The sequence below is a fragment of the Betaproteobacteria bacterium genome (assembly GCA_016709965.1).
GTDB classification, from domain to species: Bacteria; Pseudomonadota; Gammaproteobacteria; order Burkholderiales; family Rhodocyclaceae; genus Azonexus; species Azonexus amarohabitans.
On record JADJLT010000001.1, the window covers coordinates 445,145 to 464,459 of the forward strand.

A 19,315-nucleotide genomic window follows, 5' to 3' on the forward strand; every position below is an offset into this window, starting at 1 on the left:
AATGAGCGACTCTCGCCCATTGGTTGCCCACATCATGCACCGCTTCGATACTGGCGGACTGGAAAACGGCGTCGTCAACCTGATCAATCACATGCCTGAGGACGCCTACCGGCACGCAATAATAGCACTGACTGAAATCACCGACTTCAAGAAGCGCATTCACCGCGCAGATGTCCAGTTCTTTGCACTGAATAAACGCCCCGGTCATCTATTCTGGTTTTATCCACAACTCTATCGCCTGTTCCAGCAGATTCAACCTTCGATAGTCCACCTGAAACTTGGCCGCGCTTGAAGCGGCGGTTCCGGCTTGGGTTGCTCGCGTATCAGTGCGAGTCCACGGTGAGCATGGTCGCGATATTGGCGATTTGGATGGCGCCAATAAAAAATATCAATGGGTACGGCGGATTTACAGCCCGTTCGTGAAACATTACATAGCGCTATCTCAAGATCTGGCAGACTATCTTATACAATCCATTGGCATTAGTGAAAAACGCGTGACACAGATATACAACGGGGTAGATTCGAACCTATTTTGCCCAGCCCCACGACGGCAAAATATCCCTGACTGTCCGTTCAATAGCGCCGATCACTGGATTGTCGGCACAGTGGGCCGTATGCAAGCTGTTAAGAACCAAACCAACCTGGCACTAGCCTTTGTCCACGCACTAAAACTAGCGCCGGAATTGCGCAACATCCTGCGCTTAGTCATGGTTGGTGAAGGCCCGCTACGAGCTGAATCGCTAGCTATCGTTAAAGCTGCAGGTCTTGCAGAACTTGCATGGATGCCTGGAGCACGTAACGACACGCCAGAAATTATACGAGGGCTCGATTGCTTCGTTCTACCTTCGCTCAGTGAAGGCATATCGAATACTATTCTTGAGGCCATGGCCAGTAGCTTACCGATCATCGCCACGGCCGTTGGAGGCAACGTTGAACTGGTCCAAGACGGGCTAAATGGATACTTGGTTCCCCCTGCCAATCCGGAGTCCTTGGCAAAAGCTATCGTAGTTTTTGCACAACAGCGTGAATCGGCCAAGCGCATGGGCGAAAAGAGCCGCCAATTGGTGGAAAACCATTACAGCATGTCTGCAATGGTCTCCAACTATCAACAGCTATATGACCGCCTGCTTGGTCATAGCACGCGACAGCTCAACGCCTGACAGAGAAAAATCCCCCATGTGTGGAATTACCGGCATTTTTGATACTCGAGGCAAACGCGACATTGATCGTTCAGTCCTTCACCGCATGAATGAATCACAGTTTCATCGCGGTCCTGATGAAGGTGGGTTGCATATCGAACCCGGCGTCGGACTTGGTCATCGTCGCCTTTCAATTATCGACCTCTCTACCGGGCAGCAACCCCTGTACAACGAAAATAAAAGCGTTATCGTTGTCTTTAATGGCGAGATCTATAACTATCAGGAACTGATCCCCGAACTTCAGACGCTAGGTCATACCTTCCACACCCGTAGCGACACAGAAGTGATTGTTCACGCTTGGGAATCCTGGGGTGAAAAATGCGTAGATCGCTTCCGCGGTATGTTTGCCTTTGCCCTTTGGGACCGCAACCGCGAAACCTTTTTTCTCGCCCGTGACAGGCTTGGTGTAAAGCCACTCTACTACGCCCTGCTCGACGACGGCACCTTCCTCTTCGGTTCCGAACTCAAATCCATTCTGGCCAACGGCGGGCTCAAGCGTGAAATTGACCCCTGCGCCGTCGAAGAGTATTTCGCTCTGGGTTATGTCGCCGAACCACGGGCAATCTTCAAACAAGCCAAAAAACTTCCCCCTGCCCACACGCTTTACTGCGTCGTGGCCAATCGATTGGCCATCCTCGAGAATACTGGGACATTAAATTCACTCTCGACAATCCGATCAACGATGCCACCGCCTGTGCGGAACTCACGCATCGCCTCAAAGAGTCGATCAAACTCCGGATGATTTCCGAAGTTCCCCTCGGGGCCTTCCCTCTCGGGCGGCGTTGACTCAAGTGCCGTGGTCGCTCTCATGGCAGGACTCTCAAATACTGCAGTCAATACCTGTTCCATTGGCTTTTCCGACCCGGCCTTCAATGAATCCGAATTCGCCAAGACTGTGGCAGACCGTTACCAAACCAATCACTATCTGGACATTGTCGAAAGTGACGACTTCGACCTCATCGATACCCTTGCCAAACTGTACGACGAACCCTACGCTGACAGTTCCGCGATCCCCACTTACCGCGTCTGCCAGCTAGCGCGAAAGCACGTCACCGTTGCGCTTTCAGGTGATGGCGGTGACGAGAGCTTTGGCGGCTATCGCCGCTATAAACTACATCTGATGGAAGAAAAAATGCGCTCAGCCCTACCGCTGAGTTTGCGCCGCCCAATATTTGGCGCCTTGGGCAAGCTCTATCCCAAAGCTGATTGGGCACCTCGTGTTTTTCGTGCCAAGACTACGTTTGAAGGTATTGCCCGTACCGCGGTTGAGGCTTACTTTCACTCCGTCTCAATTCTGCGTGCCCCGATGCGCAATCAGTTGTTCAGCCCCTCCTTCAAATCAGCACTTGGCGGGTACGATGCTATTAAGGTATTCAATCATCATGCAGCAAAAGCCAAAACGGATGACCCGCTAGCGCTCATCCAATATCTCGATCTCAAAACCTACCTCGTAGGCGACATCAACACCAAGGTCGATCGAGCCAGTATGGCTCATTCGCTAGAGGTCCGCGAACCACTGATGGATCACGAACTAATCGAATGGTTGGCAACACTCAATTCATCCCAAAAGATTCGCGGCCAGGAAACCAAATACCTGCTCAAAAAGTCGATGGAGCCCTACCTCCCCAACGACGTCCTCTATCGCCCCAAAATGGGCTTTTCGGTACCACTCGCCCGCTGGTTCAGAGGCCCACTCAAACAACGCGTCCAGGATGCACTGCTCGGCCCCCGACTTGCCGAAACAGGTTGGTTTAATCGCGAATACCTGCAGCATCTGGCCGATGCCCACAACAATGGCAGCCGTGACTACAGCGCCAGCATCTGGACCATCCTAATGTTTGAAGCCTTTCTGCGCAACGTCATGGAACAAGGCGAACTCGCATGATTCGCACACTACACGTTCTCGACCACTCGATCCCCCTGCACAGCGGCTACACCTTTCGCACCGCCGCACTTTTGCGTGAGCAACGTGCGCTAGGCTGGGAAACCTTTCATCTCACATCGCCCAAGCAAGGCGAGATATCCGCCCCCTTTGAAGATGTCGACGGACTGCGCTTTTACCGCACTCCCCTGGCAACCGGCGCCCTTGCCAAGCTCCCCCTGGGCAAAGAGCTAGCTCTAATGAAACAACTGGAACAAAGGCTTGAGGAAGTCGCCAGTGAAGTTCGCCCGGACATCATTCACGCCCATTCTCCAGTTCTAAATGCACTCCCGGCCATCAAGGTTGCGCGCAAACTCGGCATCCCGGTTGTCTACGAAATCCGCGCTTTTTGGGAAGATGCAGCCGTTGATCATGGCACGACTAACGAAGGCAGCCTGCGCTATCGCGCCACCCGTAAGCTTGAAACCCGTGCCATCCAGCAAGTGGACCATGTCTTCACCATTTGCGAAGGATTGCGGGCCGACATCGTTGGGCGTGGCGTTGCTGCTGATAAAGTGACTGTCATCCCCAACGCAGTCGATATCGCTTCATTCAATCTGGCCAGCCCGCCAGACCCGGAACTGCAGAAAAAGTGGGACCTGACCGGCAAAACGGTCATCGGCTTTATCGGATCCTTCTACGCCTACGAAGGTCTTGATCTGCTGTTGGAAGCCCTCCCCGCCATCATAGAAAAAACCCCCGATATTCGCGTCCTGCTGGTCGGCGGTGGTCCGCAGGAAGCCAATCTGCGTCGGCAAGCTGAGAAACTGGGGTTGAACGATGTCGTGATCTTTACGGGCCGCGTCCCGCATGGTGAAGTCAGCCGCTATTACGACCTGATCAACGTCCTCGCCTACCCGCGCTACCCGATGCGCCTGACGGAACTCGTCACCCCGCTGAAGCCACTCGAAGCCATGGCCCAAGGTCAGCTTTTTGTCGCCTCGGACGTTGGCGGCCACAAGGAACTCGTCGAGCACAATAAGACCGGCATCCTCTTCAAAGCCGGAGACCGGCAATCGTTATCGCACGCCATCCTGGAATTGCTCGGCAACCGCGACCGCTGGCCAACACTCAAAGCCAACGGCCGTCAATTCGTTGAAAACACCCGCAACTGGCGGAACAGTGTCGCGAACTATCGCGAGCCATATTCCCGCCTGGTGAAGCACGGATAATGGCAGATCAACCGATGCACATTGGGCTGGTTGGCCCCTTGCCCCCCACCCTTCGGCGGCATGGCCAATCAAACCCGCCAGTTGGCCGAACTTCTCCGCGGAGAAGGGCTCACGGTCTCCGTTGTCCAAACCAATGCGGAATATCGCCCGCATTGGGTTTCCGGCCTTCCCGTCATTCGCGCCTTCTTTCGCCTTGTTCCATATCTGCTAAAACTCTGGAACATCGCTGGTCAGTGCAACCTCCTGCATGTCATGGCCAACTCCGGGTGGTCGTGGCATCTTTTTGCAACGCCTGCCATCTGGATCGCCAAGCTCCGCAAAACTCCGGTTATTGTCAATTATCGGGGCGGCGAAGCAGCAACATTCCTGGCTAATTCATCGCAATCAGTCGGGTTGAGCATGCGCCAGGCATCCGCACTAGTCGTTCCCTCCGGGTTCCTGAAAACCGTATTTGCCAGCTTTAACATGGCAGCGAAAATCGTACCCAATATTGTCGACATCGAACATTTCAGCAATCCGACACCGCACCGGACTTCCCGGCGCCATCTCTTGATCGCAAGAAATCTCGAACCCATCTACGACAACGAAACTGCAATTCGAGCCTTTTTTACGGTTCACCGTAGCTATCCCGATGCAACGCTGACCATAGCAGGCTCAGGCCCGCTAGCTGAGCAACTCAAAGCCTTGACCGAAAGCCTGGGCCTCGCCGGAGCGATCACATTCGCCGGCCGCCTCGACCGAGACGCGATGGCCGTAGCCTATCGAAATGCCGACATCGCCATCAATCCAAGCCTCGTCGACAACATGCCTAATTCCGTCCTTGAGGCATTGGCCAGCGCTGTACCTGTTGTCAGTACAAATGTCGGTGGCGTTCCTTACATCGTCAAGGATGGCCAGACCGCATTGCTGGTTCCCCCCGGTTCGCCAGACGCAATGGCAGAGGCCATACTTCGATTGATGGACGATGTAGCCCTGTCAGAACAGTTGGTCAAAAATGGCCTGTCAGAAGTGCAACAATATACATGGCAGCGAGTATGGCCGCTGCTATCCAATGTGTATGAGCAAGCCAGCTACGCACGCCGTTTGGCGGCTTAAGGATATTTCCATGGGACTCCAAACCTCGCTCGTCGCCAATGTTCTGTTTCCTTTGCAGGAAAAGCTGAAAAAGCACGACACCGTCGCAATTCGCCAAGCGATGGACCATTCCCAATGGTGGTCAGCAGAGAAACTGGGAGACTTCCAGCTCGAACGCCTGCGCAGCCTTCTCACAAAAGTCGGTACACACGTCCCCTACTATCGCGACTGCTTCAAGAAGCTGAGCTTCGATCCGCAGAAGATTCAATCGCTAACCGATCTTCAGAAAATTCCCTTCCTGACCAAATCGGTCATCCGAGCCGAAGGCGACCGGATGAAGTCAGATATCGCTCAAGGTCTCGCCCGTTTCAATACCGGCGGCTCCTCTGGCGAACCACTGATCTTTTTCATAGGCACCGAGCGCGTCAGCCACGACGTCGCGGCAAAATGGCGAGCCACCCGCTGGTGGGATGTGGACATCGGCGATCCGGAAATTGTTGTCTGGGGATCCCCGATCGAACTAGGCACCCAGGACAGAGTTCGTGCCATCCGCGACAAACTGATGCGCACCGAGCTCATGCCAGCTTTCCTGATGAACGACACCAATCTGGACCAGTTCGTTGCTCGAATCCGCGAGCGACGCCCAAAAATGCTCTTTGGCTACCCGTCGGCAATCAGTCATATTGCTACCCATGCGCAAAAAAGGGGCATCCTTCTAAACGATCTCGGTATCAAGGTTGTCTTCTGCACCTCCGAGCGACTGTATGACCATCAGCGCGAAGCTATCTCAAGCGCATTCGCCTGCCCGGTCGCCAATGGCTACGGTGGCCGTGATGCTGGCTTCATTGCCCACGAATGCCCTGCTGGCAGCATGCACATCACTGCCGAAGACATCATCGTCGAAATAGTCGATGAGCAAGGCAATGTGCAACCAGCGGGCATCTCGGGCGAGATTGTTGTGACCCACATGGCAACCTCCGATTTCCCATTTATTCGCTACCGTACCGGCGACATTGGAACGCTTGGAAACACCTCTTGCAGTTGTGGTCGCGGCCTACCGCTACTCAAGGAAATTCAAGGACGGAGCACGGATTTCGTAATTGCCTCTGACGGCACGGTGATGCACGGACTCGCCCTCATTTATATCCTGCGTGACCTGCCAGCCGTTCGCGCCTTCAAGATCATTCAAGAATCGCTGAACCTCACTCGTGTTCAAGTCGTGGCAAACCCGAGCTTCGGCATTACTGATGAAAAAACCATCCGCGAAGGCTTGCAGGCCCGGCTCGGGAACGACGTAGAAATCGATATCCAGCTTCTAGCGGAAATACCCCCGGAGAAATCAGGTAAACATCGATACGTTGTGAGTCAGGTCAAACCCTGAGAGCAACCCTGAAAATCTTTGGGCAAGACCGAATAGAGGAGTTAAGACGTGGAATCAATCTTGTGGGTTTTTGATATTTTGGCGATGGTAATCCTCGTCAGATGGAGTGCGCACCTTGAAACAGAAAAAAATAAAAAGCGGACACCATAAATGATGAGCAAGCTAACTGCAGAATTGCAGCAGAAAAGCCATACCACGGTATACACGCATGCGTGACATAGCCCTATTCTCCGGATTTTTCGCCATGTTGGTGATGGGGCAAGTATTCCGCTATCCACACGTTGGCGTATTGCTTTGGTGCTGGACAGCGCTCGTCATTCCAAATTTCTTTGCCTACGGTTTTGCAGCTGCAATCCCATATAACAAGATCGTTGCGATCATTACGCTTCTTGCTTGGCTACTGTCGCGTGAACCAAAAAAACTGCCGCCAAACACCACACTTTTTCTTCTCGCCTTGTTTGGTGTATGGGGAACGATCTCCGCGTTAACCGGTATCTCATCAACCGATGACGCTATGCGCGAATGGGAAAACTTTATCAAAATACTCGTCTTTGCCTTCGTCGTCGCAGGACTCATGACTTCCAAGGAACGGATTATTGCCTTGCTTTATGCGGTAGTACTTTCACTCGGTTTTCATGGCGTAGTGGCTGGCGCCAAATTTCTAGCATCAGGTGGCACATCTCACATTTACGGCCCAGGTCTATCAATTATCGGAGACAACAACCATTTTGCTCTGGCAATGATTGCTTTGATCCCCATAGTTTTCTATTTATATAACCAATCCCCCTACAGGTTGGTGAAATTCGCACTATTGGGGTCTATGCTTCTGCTGTTAGCGACAATCATGGGTACATTCTCCCGTGGCGGACTGTTAGGGATAGTAGCTGTAGGCAGTCTCGCATTCATACGCAACCCAAAAAAGATCAGGAATACCCTGATACTCATTCCTTTGGTTATTGCGGCAATTACCTTTGCGCCTAGCCGCTGGTCCGACCGGATGGATACAATTACTGAGGCTGGTCAGGATAACTCATTTATGGGACGAGTCATTGCCTGGAAACAAAGCACATTGCTTGCGATGGATCATCCCATTTTTGGTGGAGGATTTTATGCCGTACAAGATTTTACAATTTGGACAAAGTATGCGCTGGAATTCCACAAGCTTCGCTTCATTCCGACGGATGAACCTCACCCAACTAGGGCATTTGCAGCCCACAGCATTTACTTTCAGACACTTGGCGACCTCGGTTTTGTTGGGTTGGGCATTTTCCTCGCCATCCTGATTAGCTCCTGGCGCAACGCATCAGCGACGATACGGGCAGCTCGTGATCGGCCAGAATGGCACTGGGCACGCGACTTGGCCAAGGCGCTTCAATATACACTTTTTGCCTATGCAGTTTCCGGAGCTGCATTGAACATGGCATATTTCGATTTTATGTATATGATTTTTGCGATTCTCGTCGCCCTGCGCCATTTGGTATGCTGTGAAAGCCGCACAATCAATTCAAACAGCACGGTATTGGCATGACCGTCAATAATACCCATGAAACACTCAAAGCGTTACTTGGGCGTAATTCGGAACGGATCAAAGGTATTTTGATTGTTATCGTTGCTACCGACCATAACGACTGGTTCAGACTACTAGCTCCAAGCCTCTTTGAGCCACTGACGTTTCACGTTCTTGGATTTTTTCTTCTTGCATTTACTTTTGGCACAAAGGAATGGAATTTTCGCTTCATTGCTAACCGTATTGCCAGATACCTGATTCCATACTGGTGGGCCTTGTCAGCGGCCACTCTGGCATTCTTTCTAATGTATCGTGACCATTCCAGCGCCAGCGATAGCCTGTTTGCGTGGGGGCTTGCGATGCTCATTGGAAACGCCCCTTTTACCAAATCGGCGTCTGGGCTTTTGATGCTGTGGTTCTTGCCGGCTCTTTTTGGCCTAACGTGCCTATTGGCCATGTATGACTCATTACTCTCCCATCGCGTAAAGCATTTTGGATTGGGAATTGCCTTAATAGTTCATTTGGCAACTCCACTTTTGTCGCAATCCGTTATGTTGTGGCCACCTTTCGGATTTTCCATTGCAATAAATATTTTCTTCCTTGGATTTATTTGGTGAGAAATATTAAATCGCCAATTACCACGGACATGGGGACCGATTGTCACATCTATCTTTATTTTGAGCTACGGCATTTTGGTTTCAGGCCCCACTCATCTGGAAATAGCTACATTTGAACTTGCCGGAATAAACAAACCAAAAATCCTATTTTTCCAAGACCTATCCGGAATCATGGGAGTTATGACAGTGGCCTGGCTCACCTCCCTTCCTAAACAGCTTCAATGGTTTGAGGCGATTGGAGAAAATTCCTTATTGATATATTTAATACACCCGGTAGCCTATGTGCTTATCGGCAAGCTGATACCGATTGTATTTGGAAATGTTTCATCGCCACTTATGTTTTTCTTTTGTGGGTGCGTAACAACCGGTGCAGCGATCGGCCTATCTTATGCAGTATCAATTCTTGTAACACGGTCTCCAAAACTTTCGGTGTGGATTGTCCCAAAAACATGGGAACAATGGCCTCCCACAAAATTCTTTCCGCGTTTAGCGAAACCGTAGTAATAAAAAGGTGATTAAGGTTAACTTGTTCAACACGACTCGCTTGCATAGTCTAACCTGATGAATTTTCCATTACTTTTTGCAGTTGACCGCAGAAATTTCGTACGTCGCTGCTTTTGATTTGTCTTTTCTATTGGAAAGCAACGATAGAGGCGTCAACAATGGAAGAGTTCTCCAGAGCGCACATTTGGCGACAAGCGGATCAATAAACGCCAATAGGTGATGGCTATGCTGATTTTTCTGAATTTTGTCGAGAAATTGGAAACTATGGAGCCCACCTGACATGCCAATTAGATTTTGTGGTACGGTACGTTCAAAAGTGCTAGGCTGTAAACAGGTTTTACAGTACGTAACTATCGGTGGCATATCGTTGCCCCTCCAAGTCATACATTCTTGATCGCCAATGACAAATATGCGCAATCGCTTTGACTGAAATTTTGAATCAAGCTTGGATGAAATACAAATGCTGAAGCCTTGTAAAACCGGCAGGACTTTATTTGATTTTAAAATTCATCGATGGGTGAATGAGTGCGATGAATAGCGCAAATTCAAGAGACACAAATTCTAGAAGCCCGGTAAATATAGCCATACTATCCTCCCGGGAGGATATAAATGTGCTTGAGCTTACTGTAAAACATGCAATCTTGGCCATCCCTGATGATTCGATTATCGATATAGTCATTAATGGCAATGAGAGCAATGTTGAACGGTTCGTAGAAAGGCTAGCCCTAGTCAAAATATATAGGCCAATTGAAATTTATGTTTGGTCCATCAAATTGGCTGACAAAGGGAACGCGTGGAACACCCATATACATAAAATATGGCGTGATAATGGCCTCGATGTCGTTTATATTGATGGGTATGTCAGAGTAGACCCATCAAGTATTGACTCAATATGTCGCTCTATGTTGCTCCCGGAGGCACTTGGAAGTTCGGGGCTTCCAAGTATAGGCAAGAGTGCGAAGGCGATAAGAAAAGAAATGTTGAAAAATGGCGGCTTCCATGGAAATTTCTGTGGGATTTCTCATCGAGCCATGAAAGTAATAAAAACTAAAGATATACGTATTCCGATTGGCATGTACCGGGTTGACTCGATCATGGGAGCTTTTTTGTCTTTTGGACTAGACAATGTGACCAATCCATGGCTTCCGAAAAAATATATACCAATAGCCATTGATGCGACTTGGCATGTCGATGAAAAGCGCTGGTTTAGGGTAAAAGACATATTAGCATTCTTCAAGAGAAAGCGTCGCCAAGCAAAGGGAATTATTGAAAATGCCGCGCTTAAATATCACTTGGTTATACTTAAAATTCCACTAAACGAATTGCCAAGACATATTAATCAAATCATTTCCCGTTGGTATTTAGATAACGAAGATGGAGCAAAGACAGCAATTAACGAATCAAAGCTGTCTTTTCACGAATTCGATGAATTAATTTCAAAAAACTTCACAGACGACAAAATAAATCAGGTGGAGCTAAACAGGAAATTTACTAATTAACTTCAATAACCTAGGCATTGCGAAAAATATTGAATGCTACTTTTTGAGAAAATGAGTTGTATGAAACGGTATCCGATAAAATAGCAAATTAGTCAACAAATCTTTTTTAACGATTACTTTTCGAAAGTTGAACCAAATATGTCGCGAATACTGATTGTCATGATTATTGGCTTTCTCTTGGTCAATCAGGTTCAAGCCGTCGAGATGACCAAGGAAGAGTATCAGTTGCTTCCAACCTATTGCAGAAATCAAGGGAACGTCGCATCTAACTTTTTCAAACCAGACAACGAGGCTGGATGGCGTGCTCGGCTTGGTAACGATTTCATGCATATTCACCACTATTGCTGGGGCTTGGTTTCCTTGGCAAGGACTTATCGCGCAGGTCAAACCGATGCTGCTCGTAAGTCTCTATTTAGAGGAGCTATTGCAGATTTCTATTTCTCAATTGAAAGGTCAACTCCCGAATTTGCTTTGCTACCAGAAAATGAGGCTAAAAGTCGGCCAAGCATACCTCGGTTTGCAGGATGACAAAAATGCCGAAGTCGCTTTCAAAAAAGCGTGGGAAGCAAACCCAGAATATTGGCCAGCTTATCTATGGTGGGCACAACGCCTGATGCAACAGGGGAAGCAGCACGAAGCCGCGACTGTTGCGGAAGAAGGTTTGAAAAACGCCCCAGGTTCCAAACCTTTAGAACGACTCATCGCTGAAATGCGTGGCTCCGGCAAGGCTACTCGGAAATGACCTTGGGATTAATGAAGCCAGTGCTTAACCTCCTGTCTCCAGGAGGTGCTCGCGGAAAGCTTCAGGTATTCATTTTTCACCGCGTCTTGGCCAAGCCGGATTCATTGTTGCCTGGCGAACCTGACGCCAAGCAATTTGACTGGATGGTTCGCCTCATCGGCAGGAATTTCAACGTACTACCTTTCGGTCGAGCTGTCAGCCTTTTGAAGAGTGGTTCGCTACCAAAAGCAGCTGCATGCATCACGTTTGACGACGGATACAAGGACAACTTTTCGGTCGCACTGCCGATACTCCAGCGACATGGCCTGAGCGCTACCTTCTTCATTGCTACGAGTTTTCTTGGCGGGGGGAGAATGTGGAATGATGACATCATCGAGGCCATCCGACTGTTACCGAACGAAACGGTGGACTTGAAAAAGTTTGGACTAGACCAATACGACTTGACGACCCCGACAAACCGGGTCAATGCCATCGGAACGATCCTGGGCAAACTCAAGTACCAACCCCACGGCCAGCGCGAAGCTACTGCTCGGAAAATTTCACGGCACGCCGGCGTCGATGATCAATCCGGATTAATGATGAGTGCCGATGATGTCAGAGCTATGCGCGCCGCAGGAATGGAACTTGGCGGGCATACCCACACGCATCCGATTCTTAAATCGCTCACAGACGATGATGCCTATTCGGAAATAACACGCGGCAAGATCGAGTTGGAAACAATCCTGGCCGAACCCGTCAAGGTATTCGCCTATCCAAATGGCAATACACAACTTGACCTATCGTCTCAGCATATCGAAATGCTCCGTCAAGCAGGCTTTATTGCGGCAGCAACAACCCAACAAGCCATCGCAACGGTCCAAACCGATCCTTTCATGATGCCTCGCTTTACGCCATGGGATCGTACCCCCGCAAGATTCGGTATCCGTTGTGCTCTTGCCTTGGCAGGCAGAACCTAGGTGGGATCAAATTTGAAACAAATATCAGTACTAAGTACCGTTGATTCGACCCGCTGGAACCAGCGGATAGCATCGCAAAACGGTCCGATGCAATTGACTACCGAGTGGGCAGCCTTCGCCTGCAGCCAGAACAACTTGCGTCCCTTGTTTCTGGAAAGCAGCCAAGGAGACAATTCCTTTGCAGCCATCGTTTACCTCCCTGCATCAGGCAAATGGCCTATGTCTCGCTGGCCTAGCGCGTCGGCTGATTGCATTCCGCTCGCCATTGACCGGGCAGCGGCGATTGCCGAAATCGAAGAGGTCTTACACCGCCAGGGTGTCAGCGAGTTTCAACTCAACTCATTTGCCTATGACGGTGCCTCCCCAATCCAACTGGCACCGTTGGGATATGCTGAGAATGCAAGATTCGAGTTTGCCTTGTCGCTTGAACAGGGCCTGGAAGCAACCTGGAATGGCATGCGACCCACACTACGCAACGACATTCGACGTTTCGAGCGTTCGGGTGTCGAATGCCGGGTCAGATCAGATGACGGAGTAGTCTCCGCGCTGCATGGCATTGAACAGGAAACAGCATTACGACACAGGGCTCAGGGAAAACCGGGGAATCCGATGCGTGAGTCTACCTATAGAGCGCTCTGGGAACACCTTGTCAAATCGGGTCGTGCTCGCGTCTATCTGGCTGAAAAAAATGGCGCTGCCATTGCATCCGTGGTGATCGGCGTATTTGGCGCCAATTCTTACTATCTTTACGGTGGAGCAACACCTGATGGGCTATCACTGAACGCTCCGAAGGGTTTGCTCTGGTTCGCCATCCAGCAGGAATTTGCGGAAGGCGTTCGTGAATTCAATCTGGGAGGAATGTCAGCCACAGCAGCGCAACCGGATTCTGCTGATCACGGTCTTTATAAATTCAAGACTGGTTTCGGTGCTATCGAACGATCGTGCATCAGTGGGCAGAAATCGTTGCGACCGGGCTTGGTTGCAGCAAAAGTAGGATTGCGGACCCTCGCCCACCGTGTGCGGAATGTCGTACTCAGCGCCAGAGATGGACGCGACACACGTTGATGGTAGCCCCCCTCCATGATTTGAGTGTCAGGCGCCTTTCCTTGTCGTTTCGACGGGATTATTGGACGCGAAACGCTGATGAGCCTGATGCGCCCATTTTATGGTCAGGCATCCGGCAGGAAGTAGGGCGCTGGCTCGCTGGCGAGTCTACGATTGTGATTGGTGCGCTCGCAAATTCTGATAACGAAATCGTTGCATCGCGTTCGCTCTTCTCCCGGTCTCCTACTTGCAGCGATCTTTGGTACTACGGCTATTTCTACACCCTTCCGAATTTTCGCAGAATGGGTCTTGGCGAGCGTGTCATGCACGAGGGCTTGGCTGAAATCGCCAAGCTAGGGGCACGCAACTGTAGTTGCTACGTGGCCGAAAACAATCACGCTTCTGCCGATCTCGCAATCAAACTTGGTTTTAAGAAACTACCTTTCGTTCGAGTAGTATTCCGCGGCACTGAGGAGGGCATACCGAATACTGTTCATCATGAATTGGTGGAAACAAGTGACGTAAGGTTGTTGGCGGAGGCGATGACCTTGATTGATCAGGTTATTGATAGAACAGAAGGTGCTCCGGTGATCACGGACGAGTTATTTATTCGCCCCCCATGGCTTCCGTGGAAAATCGCCGATAGTCAGCTCATCAAGCTTGAGCATAATCAGATCGGAACACTTGGTATTGCAAGAATCGGACGCCACAAGGCGGTATTCTTGCCAAATCGAGACGTACTGACGAACGACCCAGCGACCCTGTTACTTTCTGCGGCATCCGCATTGAACGACAAGAAACAACGCCCCGTCTTTGCTTTTCTTTCTCGCCGGATTGCCAACTCGCTGCGAAAAACTAAGCATACCGGTCAGTATGAAATATTCAACATCTTTTGGCATGCCCGCTTGCAACAAAAAGGCTCCTAAAGTTGAGCATTTCAGCTTGCCTTGTACTTCAGCAACCCTCGTACTTCTTCTATTCCTTGACGATTAAAGATAAAGGTAAAAGTAATATAGGCGATAGCGCCGGCAATAATTAGTACGATCAGGTTACTGACCCCTCCTGACCAAGGAAATATCTGACGAACAAAAGCCACGACAGCATACATAAGCCCACATGACAAGGCTGGCTTACTTAAAGTTTTTGCAAGCTCTCTCGCCTTAAGATCCATGTGGTTACAGGATCTAAGCAAGTTGAATAAGAACGCGCAAGGGAAGACTAAAAGCCATGCCAAACTAAGTCCAATCAATCCAAATTGAGCCCCCACTACAAAAAGCGCTGCACATGGCTATTGCTGTTATGCAGGTGATCCGGAAACTGATATCAGCACGCCCCACTGCATGCAGGCCAGCATGTAATAATGGCGAAAGGACTCGCAATGGCATAATCAGGCAAAGAAGTGCGAGTGGAAGCACAGCCTCTGCCCATTTTTCACCCAACAGCACCTGAACCAGTTCGGGGGCAACACTCGAAATACCCCACATAACAGGGAACGACAGCAAGCTTACGCTCCTCACTCCTTTGAGAAGGTAAGGCCCAACCGAACCACCATCTCTTTTTACCTTTGACAGCGATGGAAAAACGATCTGATTCAGAATTGCCGAAACTCGTGAGGCCGGCAACGAGGCCAAGTCCATCGAAACAGAATAAATTCCCAGATCGTGCTTGCCAAGCAATTTGCCAACGATAAATGAATCGGCTTGAGAATAGAAAAACCAGACCAACTGAGCCGCTGCAACATTACGGCCAAAATTGAACATTTTGCCGCAACCGGCGAAGCTAAAAAGCGGGCGCCCCGGATACTTGCCAACAATATTCAAGCCGATGGACCGGAAAGTGACTGTGATATAACCCCACGCCAGAGCGAATACCCCATACCCCGGTAGGCCAAAAAGAGGGTTATAAATGCTCCTCCCACAGTTGATACAAGATCAGTAACGGCCCTGCCGCGAAATTTCATCTCACGTTCCAGCAAGGCGCCTGGCACCACAGCAAACGCGGCTGGAATAAATTGAAGCGCGATAACCTGAATGACCAACTCCAGACGAGCATCGCCAAAAAACAAAGCTGCAGCAGGAGCGACGAGCAGGGCCATCATCAGGCACACTGCGCCATTTGATAAAAGGATAAGTCCAAATATCTGTTGAAGTCGTTGCGGTGCCAAGTCCTTGCTCTGTACCAAGGTGGGACCGAGCCCAATTTCAGCAACCAAGGCAAACAGCGCACTAAATATGGTGGCAAGTGCCATCAGCCCGTAGTCCTCGGGGCTGAGCAAGCGAATGACGTAGATTGTAATTGTCCAAGTAACTACTTGCGAACTCAATCGCCCCAAGACAGTCCACTTTAGCCCGGCAAGAACTTGACTGCGAAGACTCACTAATGCGGTCCTTTTAGCTGATTTGCGTGCGTGGCCGAACAAAATCGACATCGCAAAATTGGCACCCTTGATGATATCTACAGAAACATCATCGAAATGTCGTTTGAGAAATAACTCAAAAGTCTTCCGGTTGTACTTGATGACATGTTCGGGCTCGTCAATCGGGCCAAGACAATCATTGGGGACGAAGATAAAGGCTTGCCCCCCCGGATTCATAATTCGTGAAATTTCGGACGCAAAAGTATTTCTCCGGATGATATGTTCGAGCACTTGGGATGCAATTACCGTGTCGAAACTCTGATTCGGCGCCGGAATGCGCGGTAAGATACCATGAAACATGGTAAAGCCTTCTTCTCGCAATCGATTGACGGCGTACTTGGAAATTTCAAGACCTGAAAGATTCTGGAACCCCAGCCCACGAAGATCCCTGAGAATGCTTCCGTTGCCGCAGGCGATATCGATGAGTGCCCCGGCCGGATCGCATCGCTCTGAGATAATTTTGGCCTTGGTTGGCCAGCGACGAACATCGTGCTCCCACCATTCAGCAAGATTTTTGTCCCAATATTCCTCGCCTTCACGTTTTCGGAACAGGTTTGATGTGAGGTGATATGCCAGCGGAAAGTGTTCTGAAATTGCAGCTCTCATACGCCAAGGAATAATATTCATCATTAAGCCCTCCGGAAATATAGTCCACAATATTGATATGCTATCCGACACCAAGACTAACGGTCTGTTCTAGACAACTGCTATTTCCATGAGTTGAGAATCTACGCAAAACTTCGCGGCCCAATTCAGGTACTCATACCGACCATATTCTCCATTGACGGGATAAGCTCCACGAACTCCGCCTATAACGTCTGGGCTGCCCGTCAAATAGACGGTCCGCCTGACATATCGGTTGGCAAGCTTTGCAGCTTTCAGATATTCGGTTTTCCCGGTAATCGAATACAGGATAAACCAGCAGGCGGCGATCTGAACGCTACCGGTCAGGCAAACCCATTCGACTGCGGGTTTCCATTCATGGTCAAGACGCCCGGCAATGCGGCCGTCTGGTTCAATCACCGTGAGCAGTGCATCGGCGGCTCGTTGAGCTGCCACTAGCAGATTGGCATCCCCGGAAAACTTGTAGGCCTCAATCACTCCGCGCAGTACATAGCCGATCGTGTGCGTGAGCGGCATGTCCGGTAATTCGAGGCAATTGCTGGCAAACCAGCCATTTTTTTGTTGCTTGGTCAGCGCCCAGCCAACCTGCTTTAGGCCAGCTTCGCCAAAACCTTGATCAGGCGTCAAACGTGCAGCTTCAAAAAGCCCCCAGGAGACATGCGTTTCATAAGCCTTTTCGCCAGGAGCCGCAAATGGCGTTGCGTACTTGCGCCAGCAACCATCTGCATCTAGGGTATCGCGTAGCCACGCCGCCGCCAAATTCATTGGGGCGCGATAGGCATCGCCAAATGTGCGAACACCTGCCGCCAAACCCATCAGGATCTGTCCCGTATTAAAGGTGACCGGAACATGCGGGTTGGCATCTACTTTTCCTCCCTGAAATCCACCCTCGGGGAATTGAATGGAAACCAACCAGTCGAGCATTCGTTTGGCTCGCTCCAGCAGTTCCTGATCGTTAGTCCTGTCGGCATAATCGATGAGCGTCGGGACGATATAGCCAGAAGTCTCGGGATATGAGCTAGCCCAGCCTTTGACCAGGCTGTAATCCCGCGCCGAACCTCCATCTTGGTACTGAGATTTATCTTGTGAGCGTTTCAGCCATTGGATGCCTGCAGCGGCGACTGCTTCAGGCCCGGCATCGCTCTCAGGCAAGCCTGAGCGATCTAGTTCCAGTTGTTGTTTGGCCTCATTTGGCAGCTGCCGTTCGTCGATGTAACGCTCTTTGAGGCGTGATGCAATATTCATGAGTCCCATGTTTGCTCCTGGCTTCAGGCTGTGAGTTTGTTCAATAGATTTGCAAGCTCCGCACTTCTTGACTTGCGTGAATTCTTGGCCGCCGCATCTCTTGCCACACCAACTCGCCGGCCCTCTTTCAGGGCTGCCATCAGGCCAAGCAGCGTGTCTGCGATATTTTCCGCACTGGCAATATCGGCAATATCCGGCACACCAACTTCTCTAAGCATGCTAGCCGAGATGCCCGCTGGGTCAACAAGCGCAAAAATCGGCTTGCCGGCGCGATAATATTCATAGATCTTGGCAGGAATTTGATGGTTGCATACACTCCCCTGCAACAAGAGTAAGCCATCGGCTCGCAACATTTCGCGTAGCGCATCCCGATAGGCAACGACCGGCTCAAGGCGAACAATATCGGCAATCCCCAATTCGGCAATCATTGGCTGGTAAAGTCCATCGCTACCCGTCGCTCGCAAAATGATCTGAAGATTCTGAGCGCCAATTTTTCCGGCACGCTTTAGCTTTGCAAGTGCAGCAAAAAATGGCCGGGGATCTCGCTCCTGAGGATATAGCACACCGCTATGGACGAGCGTTATCTGCCCATCTGCCCCGAGTGGGTTTGAATCGAGTTCTGTCTCTGCGTCGAGAAAATTCTCTTCATCGAAACCGTTCTCGATAACTGCCCAGCGTGCATTGTCGTACTCCGGGTAACGTTCCGCATACATCTGCCGAGTTGGCTCTGTGGTAAACACAGCTTTTGCACAGTGTTTTACCACCTGCTCTTCAAGTTTCCGCTGAATTTTCCACGTCACAGGGTCGCGCGGATAGCCAGGCTCTGTCATCGAGTCACGGAAATCAGCAACCCACGGAAGCCCACTTCGTTTCTGCAGGCTTAAGCCAATCCGATGTGCAGTAGCAATCGGGAATGTGGACATGATGGCCGCCGGTTTGTAGCGCTTGATCATTCGCATGCCAGTCCATACCGCACCGGGCCACCAACTGATCCAGCGATCTGGTTGGGCCATCCAATGGAAATATTTGCCTGCAATGGACAACTGGCGTGATGTATCTAAGCCAAATGCGCGTTCTACGATTACGTCATTCGGAATTTCTTGCAGTTGATCATAGCTGGTCATTTCATATGCAGAAGGTGCAATCGTAAGGACCAATGGGTCCCAGCCATACTCTCGCAGGTAGGTGCAAAACTTTAGGGTTCGCTGGATTCCGCTACTGACTTTGACTGGCGGAAAATGATACGCAACAATTAATACTCGCTTGTTTTTATGCATAATTCAGCAATTTATCCCTTGGCGTAAATAGGTCGCCACATTATCGATAACTTCAGCTTATTTAACGAAAGTAACGTTTATGACGAAATACAACCCAAAGTCATTGCTTTCCTACAATCCGTAATAAACCTATGAGT

Annotated in this window: 15 protein-coding genes and 2 pseudogenes; 12 read left to right on the forward strand and 5 right to left on the reverse strand. The window is 50.2% G+C overall.

Annotation, left to right across the window (positions count from 1 at the left end):
• Position 1 precedes the first annotated feature (1 nt).
• The 12 genes and pseudogenes from IPJ12_02215 (at position 2) to IPJ12_02270 (ending at position 14,542) form a co-directional block, all read left to right on the forward strand.
• A pseudogene (locus tag IPJ12_02215) lies at positions 2 to 1,160 on the forward strand (TIGR03088 family PEP-CTERM/XrtA system glycosyltransferase).
• A gap of 16 nt (positions 1,161 to 1,176) precedes the next feature.
• Positions 1,177 to 3,084 (forward strand): annotated as a pseudogene (locus IPJ12_02220) (amidotransferase 1, exosortase A system-associated).
• A complete protein-coding gene (locus IPJ12_02225) occupies positions 3,084 to 4,292 on the forward strand; it encodes a glycosyltransferase, exosortase A system-associated (GenBank protein ID MBK7646007.1) in 1,209 nt (402 codons plus the stop codon). Before IPJ12_02220 ends, IPJ12_02225 begins: the two are co-directional and overlap by 1 nt.
• Positions 4,293 to 4,352: 60 nt before the next feature.
• Positions 4,353 to 5,387 carry a glycosyltransferase family 4 protein gene (locus IPJ12_02230; protein ID MBK7646008.1) on the forward strand — a complete coding sequence of 345 codons (1,035 nt, stop codon included), beginning with the start codon at positions 4,353 to 4,355 and terminating at the stop codon, positions 5,385 to 5,387.
• A gap of 10 nt (positions 5,388 to 5,397) precedes the next feature.
• Positions 5,398 to 6,747 carry a phenylacetate--CoA ligase family protein gene (locus IPJ12_02235; GenBank protein MBK7646009.1) on the forward strand — a complete coding sequence of 450 codons (1,350 nt, stop codon included), beginning with the start codon at positions 5,398 to 5,400 and terminating at the stop codon, positions 6,745 to 6,747.
• A 208-nt stretch (positions 6,748 to 6,955) separates the two neighbouring features.
• Entirely contained in the window at positions 6,956 to 8,275 is a 1,320-nt protein-coding gene (locus IPJ12_02240; GenBank protein ID MBK7646010.1) for a putative O-glycosylation ligase, exosortase A system-associated, read from the forward strand.
• Entirely contained in the window at positions 8,272 to 8,871 is a 600-nt protein-coding gene (locus IPJ12_02245; protein ID MBK7646011.1) for a hypothetical protein, read from the forward strand. The genes IPJ12_02240 and IPJ12_02245 overlap by 4 nt, the downstream gene beginning before the upstream one ends.
• Positions 8,872 to 9,986: 1,115 nt before the next feature.
• The gene (locus tag IPJ12_02250; protein MBK7646012.1) at positions 9,987 to 10,874 is read left to right on the forward strand and encodes a hypothetical protein; all 888 of its coding nucleotides are present in this window, start codon (positions 9,987 to 9,989) and stop codon (positions 10,872 to 10,874) included.
• 301 nt (positions 10,875 to 11,175) lie between these two features.
• Complete coding sequence (locus IPJ12_02255; GenBank protein ID MBK7646013.1) at positions 11,176 to 11,616, forward strand: hypothetical protein; 441 nt, start codon at positions 11,176 to 11,178, stop codon at positions 11,614 to 11,616.
• Entirely contained in the window at positions 11,613 to 12,572 is a 960-nt protein-coding gene (locus IPJ12_02260; GenBank protein MBK7646014.1) for a polysaccharide deacetylase family protein, read from the forward strand. The genes IPJ12_02255 and IPJ12_02260 overlap by 4 nt, the downstream gene beginning before the upstream one ends.
• Positions 12,573 to 12,659: 87 nt before the next feature.
• Positions 12,660 to 13,637, forward strand: a complete 978-nt coding sequence (locus tag IPJ12_02265) for a GNAT family N-acetyltransferase (GenBank protein ID MBK7646015.1) — start codon at positions 12,660 to 12,662, stop codon at positions 13,635 to 13,637.
• A 41-nt stretch (positions 13,638 to 13,678) separates the two neighbouring features.
• Complete coding sequence (locus IPJ12_02270; protein MBK7646016.1) at positions 13,679 to 14,542, forward strand: GNAT family N-acetyltransferase; 864 nt, start codon at positions 13,679 to 13,681, stop codon at positions 14,540 to 14,542.
• Positions 14,543 to 14,553: 11 nt separating this feature from the next.
• On the opposite strand, the gene IPJ12_02275 is transcribed toward IPJ12_02270, so the two are convergent.
• The 5 genes from IPJ12_02275 to IPJ12_02295 form a co-directional block, all read right to left on the reverse strand.
• Positions 14,554 to 14,850, reverse strand: coding sequence for a polysaccharide biosynthesis C-terminal domain-containing protein (locus tag IPJ12_02275; protein MBK7646017.1), 297 nt, complete (start codon positions 14,848 to 14,850; stop codon positions 14,554 to 14,556).
• A gap of 1 nt (position 14,851) precedes the next feature.
• On the reverse strand, positions 14,852 to 15,541 hold the full coding sequence (locus IPJ12_02280; protein MBK7646018.1) for an oligosaccharide flippase family protein: 690 nt from the start codon (positions 15,539 to 15,541) through the stop codon (positions 14,852 to 14,854).
• Positions 15,433 to 16,662, reverse strand: a complete 1,230-nt coding sequence (locus tag IPJ12_02285) for an oligosaccharide flippase family protein (protein MBK7646019.1) — start codon at positions 16,660 to 16,662, stop codon at positions 15,433 to 15,435. Before IPJ12_02285 ends, IPJ12_02280 begins: the two co-directional genes overlap by 109 nt.
• Positions 16,663 to 16,728: 66 nt before the next feature.
• On the reverse strand, positions 16,729 to 17,910 hold the full coding sequence (locus IPJ12_02290) for a hypothetical protein (protein ID MBK7646020.1): 1,182 nt from the start codon (positions 17,908 to 17,910) through the stop codon (positions 16,729 to 16,731).
• A 14-nt stretch (positions 17,911 to 17,924) separates the two neighbouring features.
• Entirely contained in the window at positions 17,925 to 19,178 is a 1,254-nt protein-coding gene (locus IPJ12_02295; GenBank protein ID MBK7646021.1) for a glycosyltransferase, read from the reverse strand.
• Positions 19,179 to 19,315 lie beyond the last annotated feature (137 nt).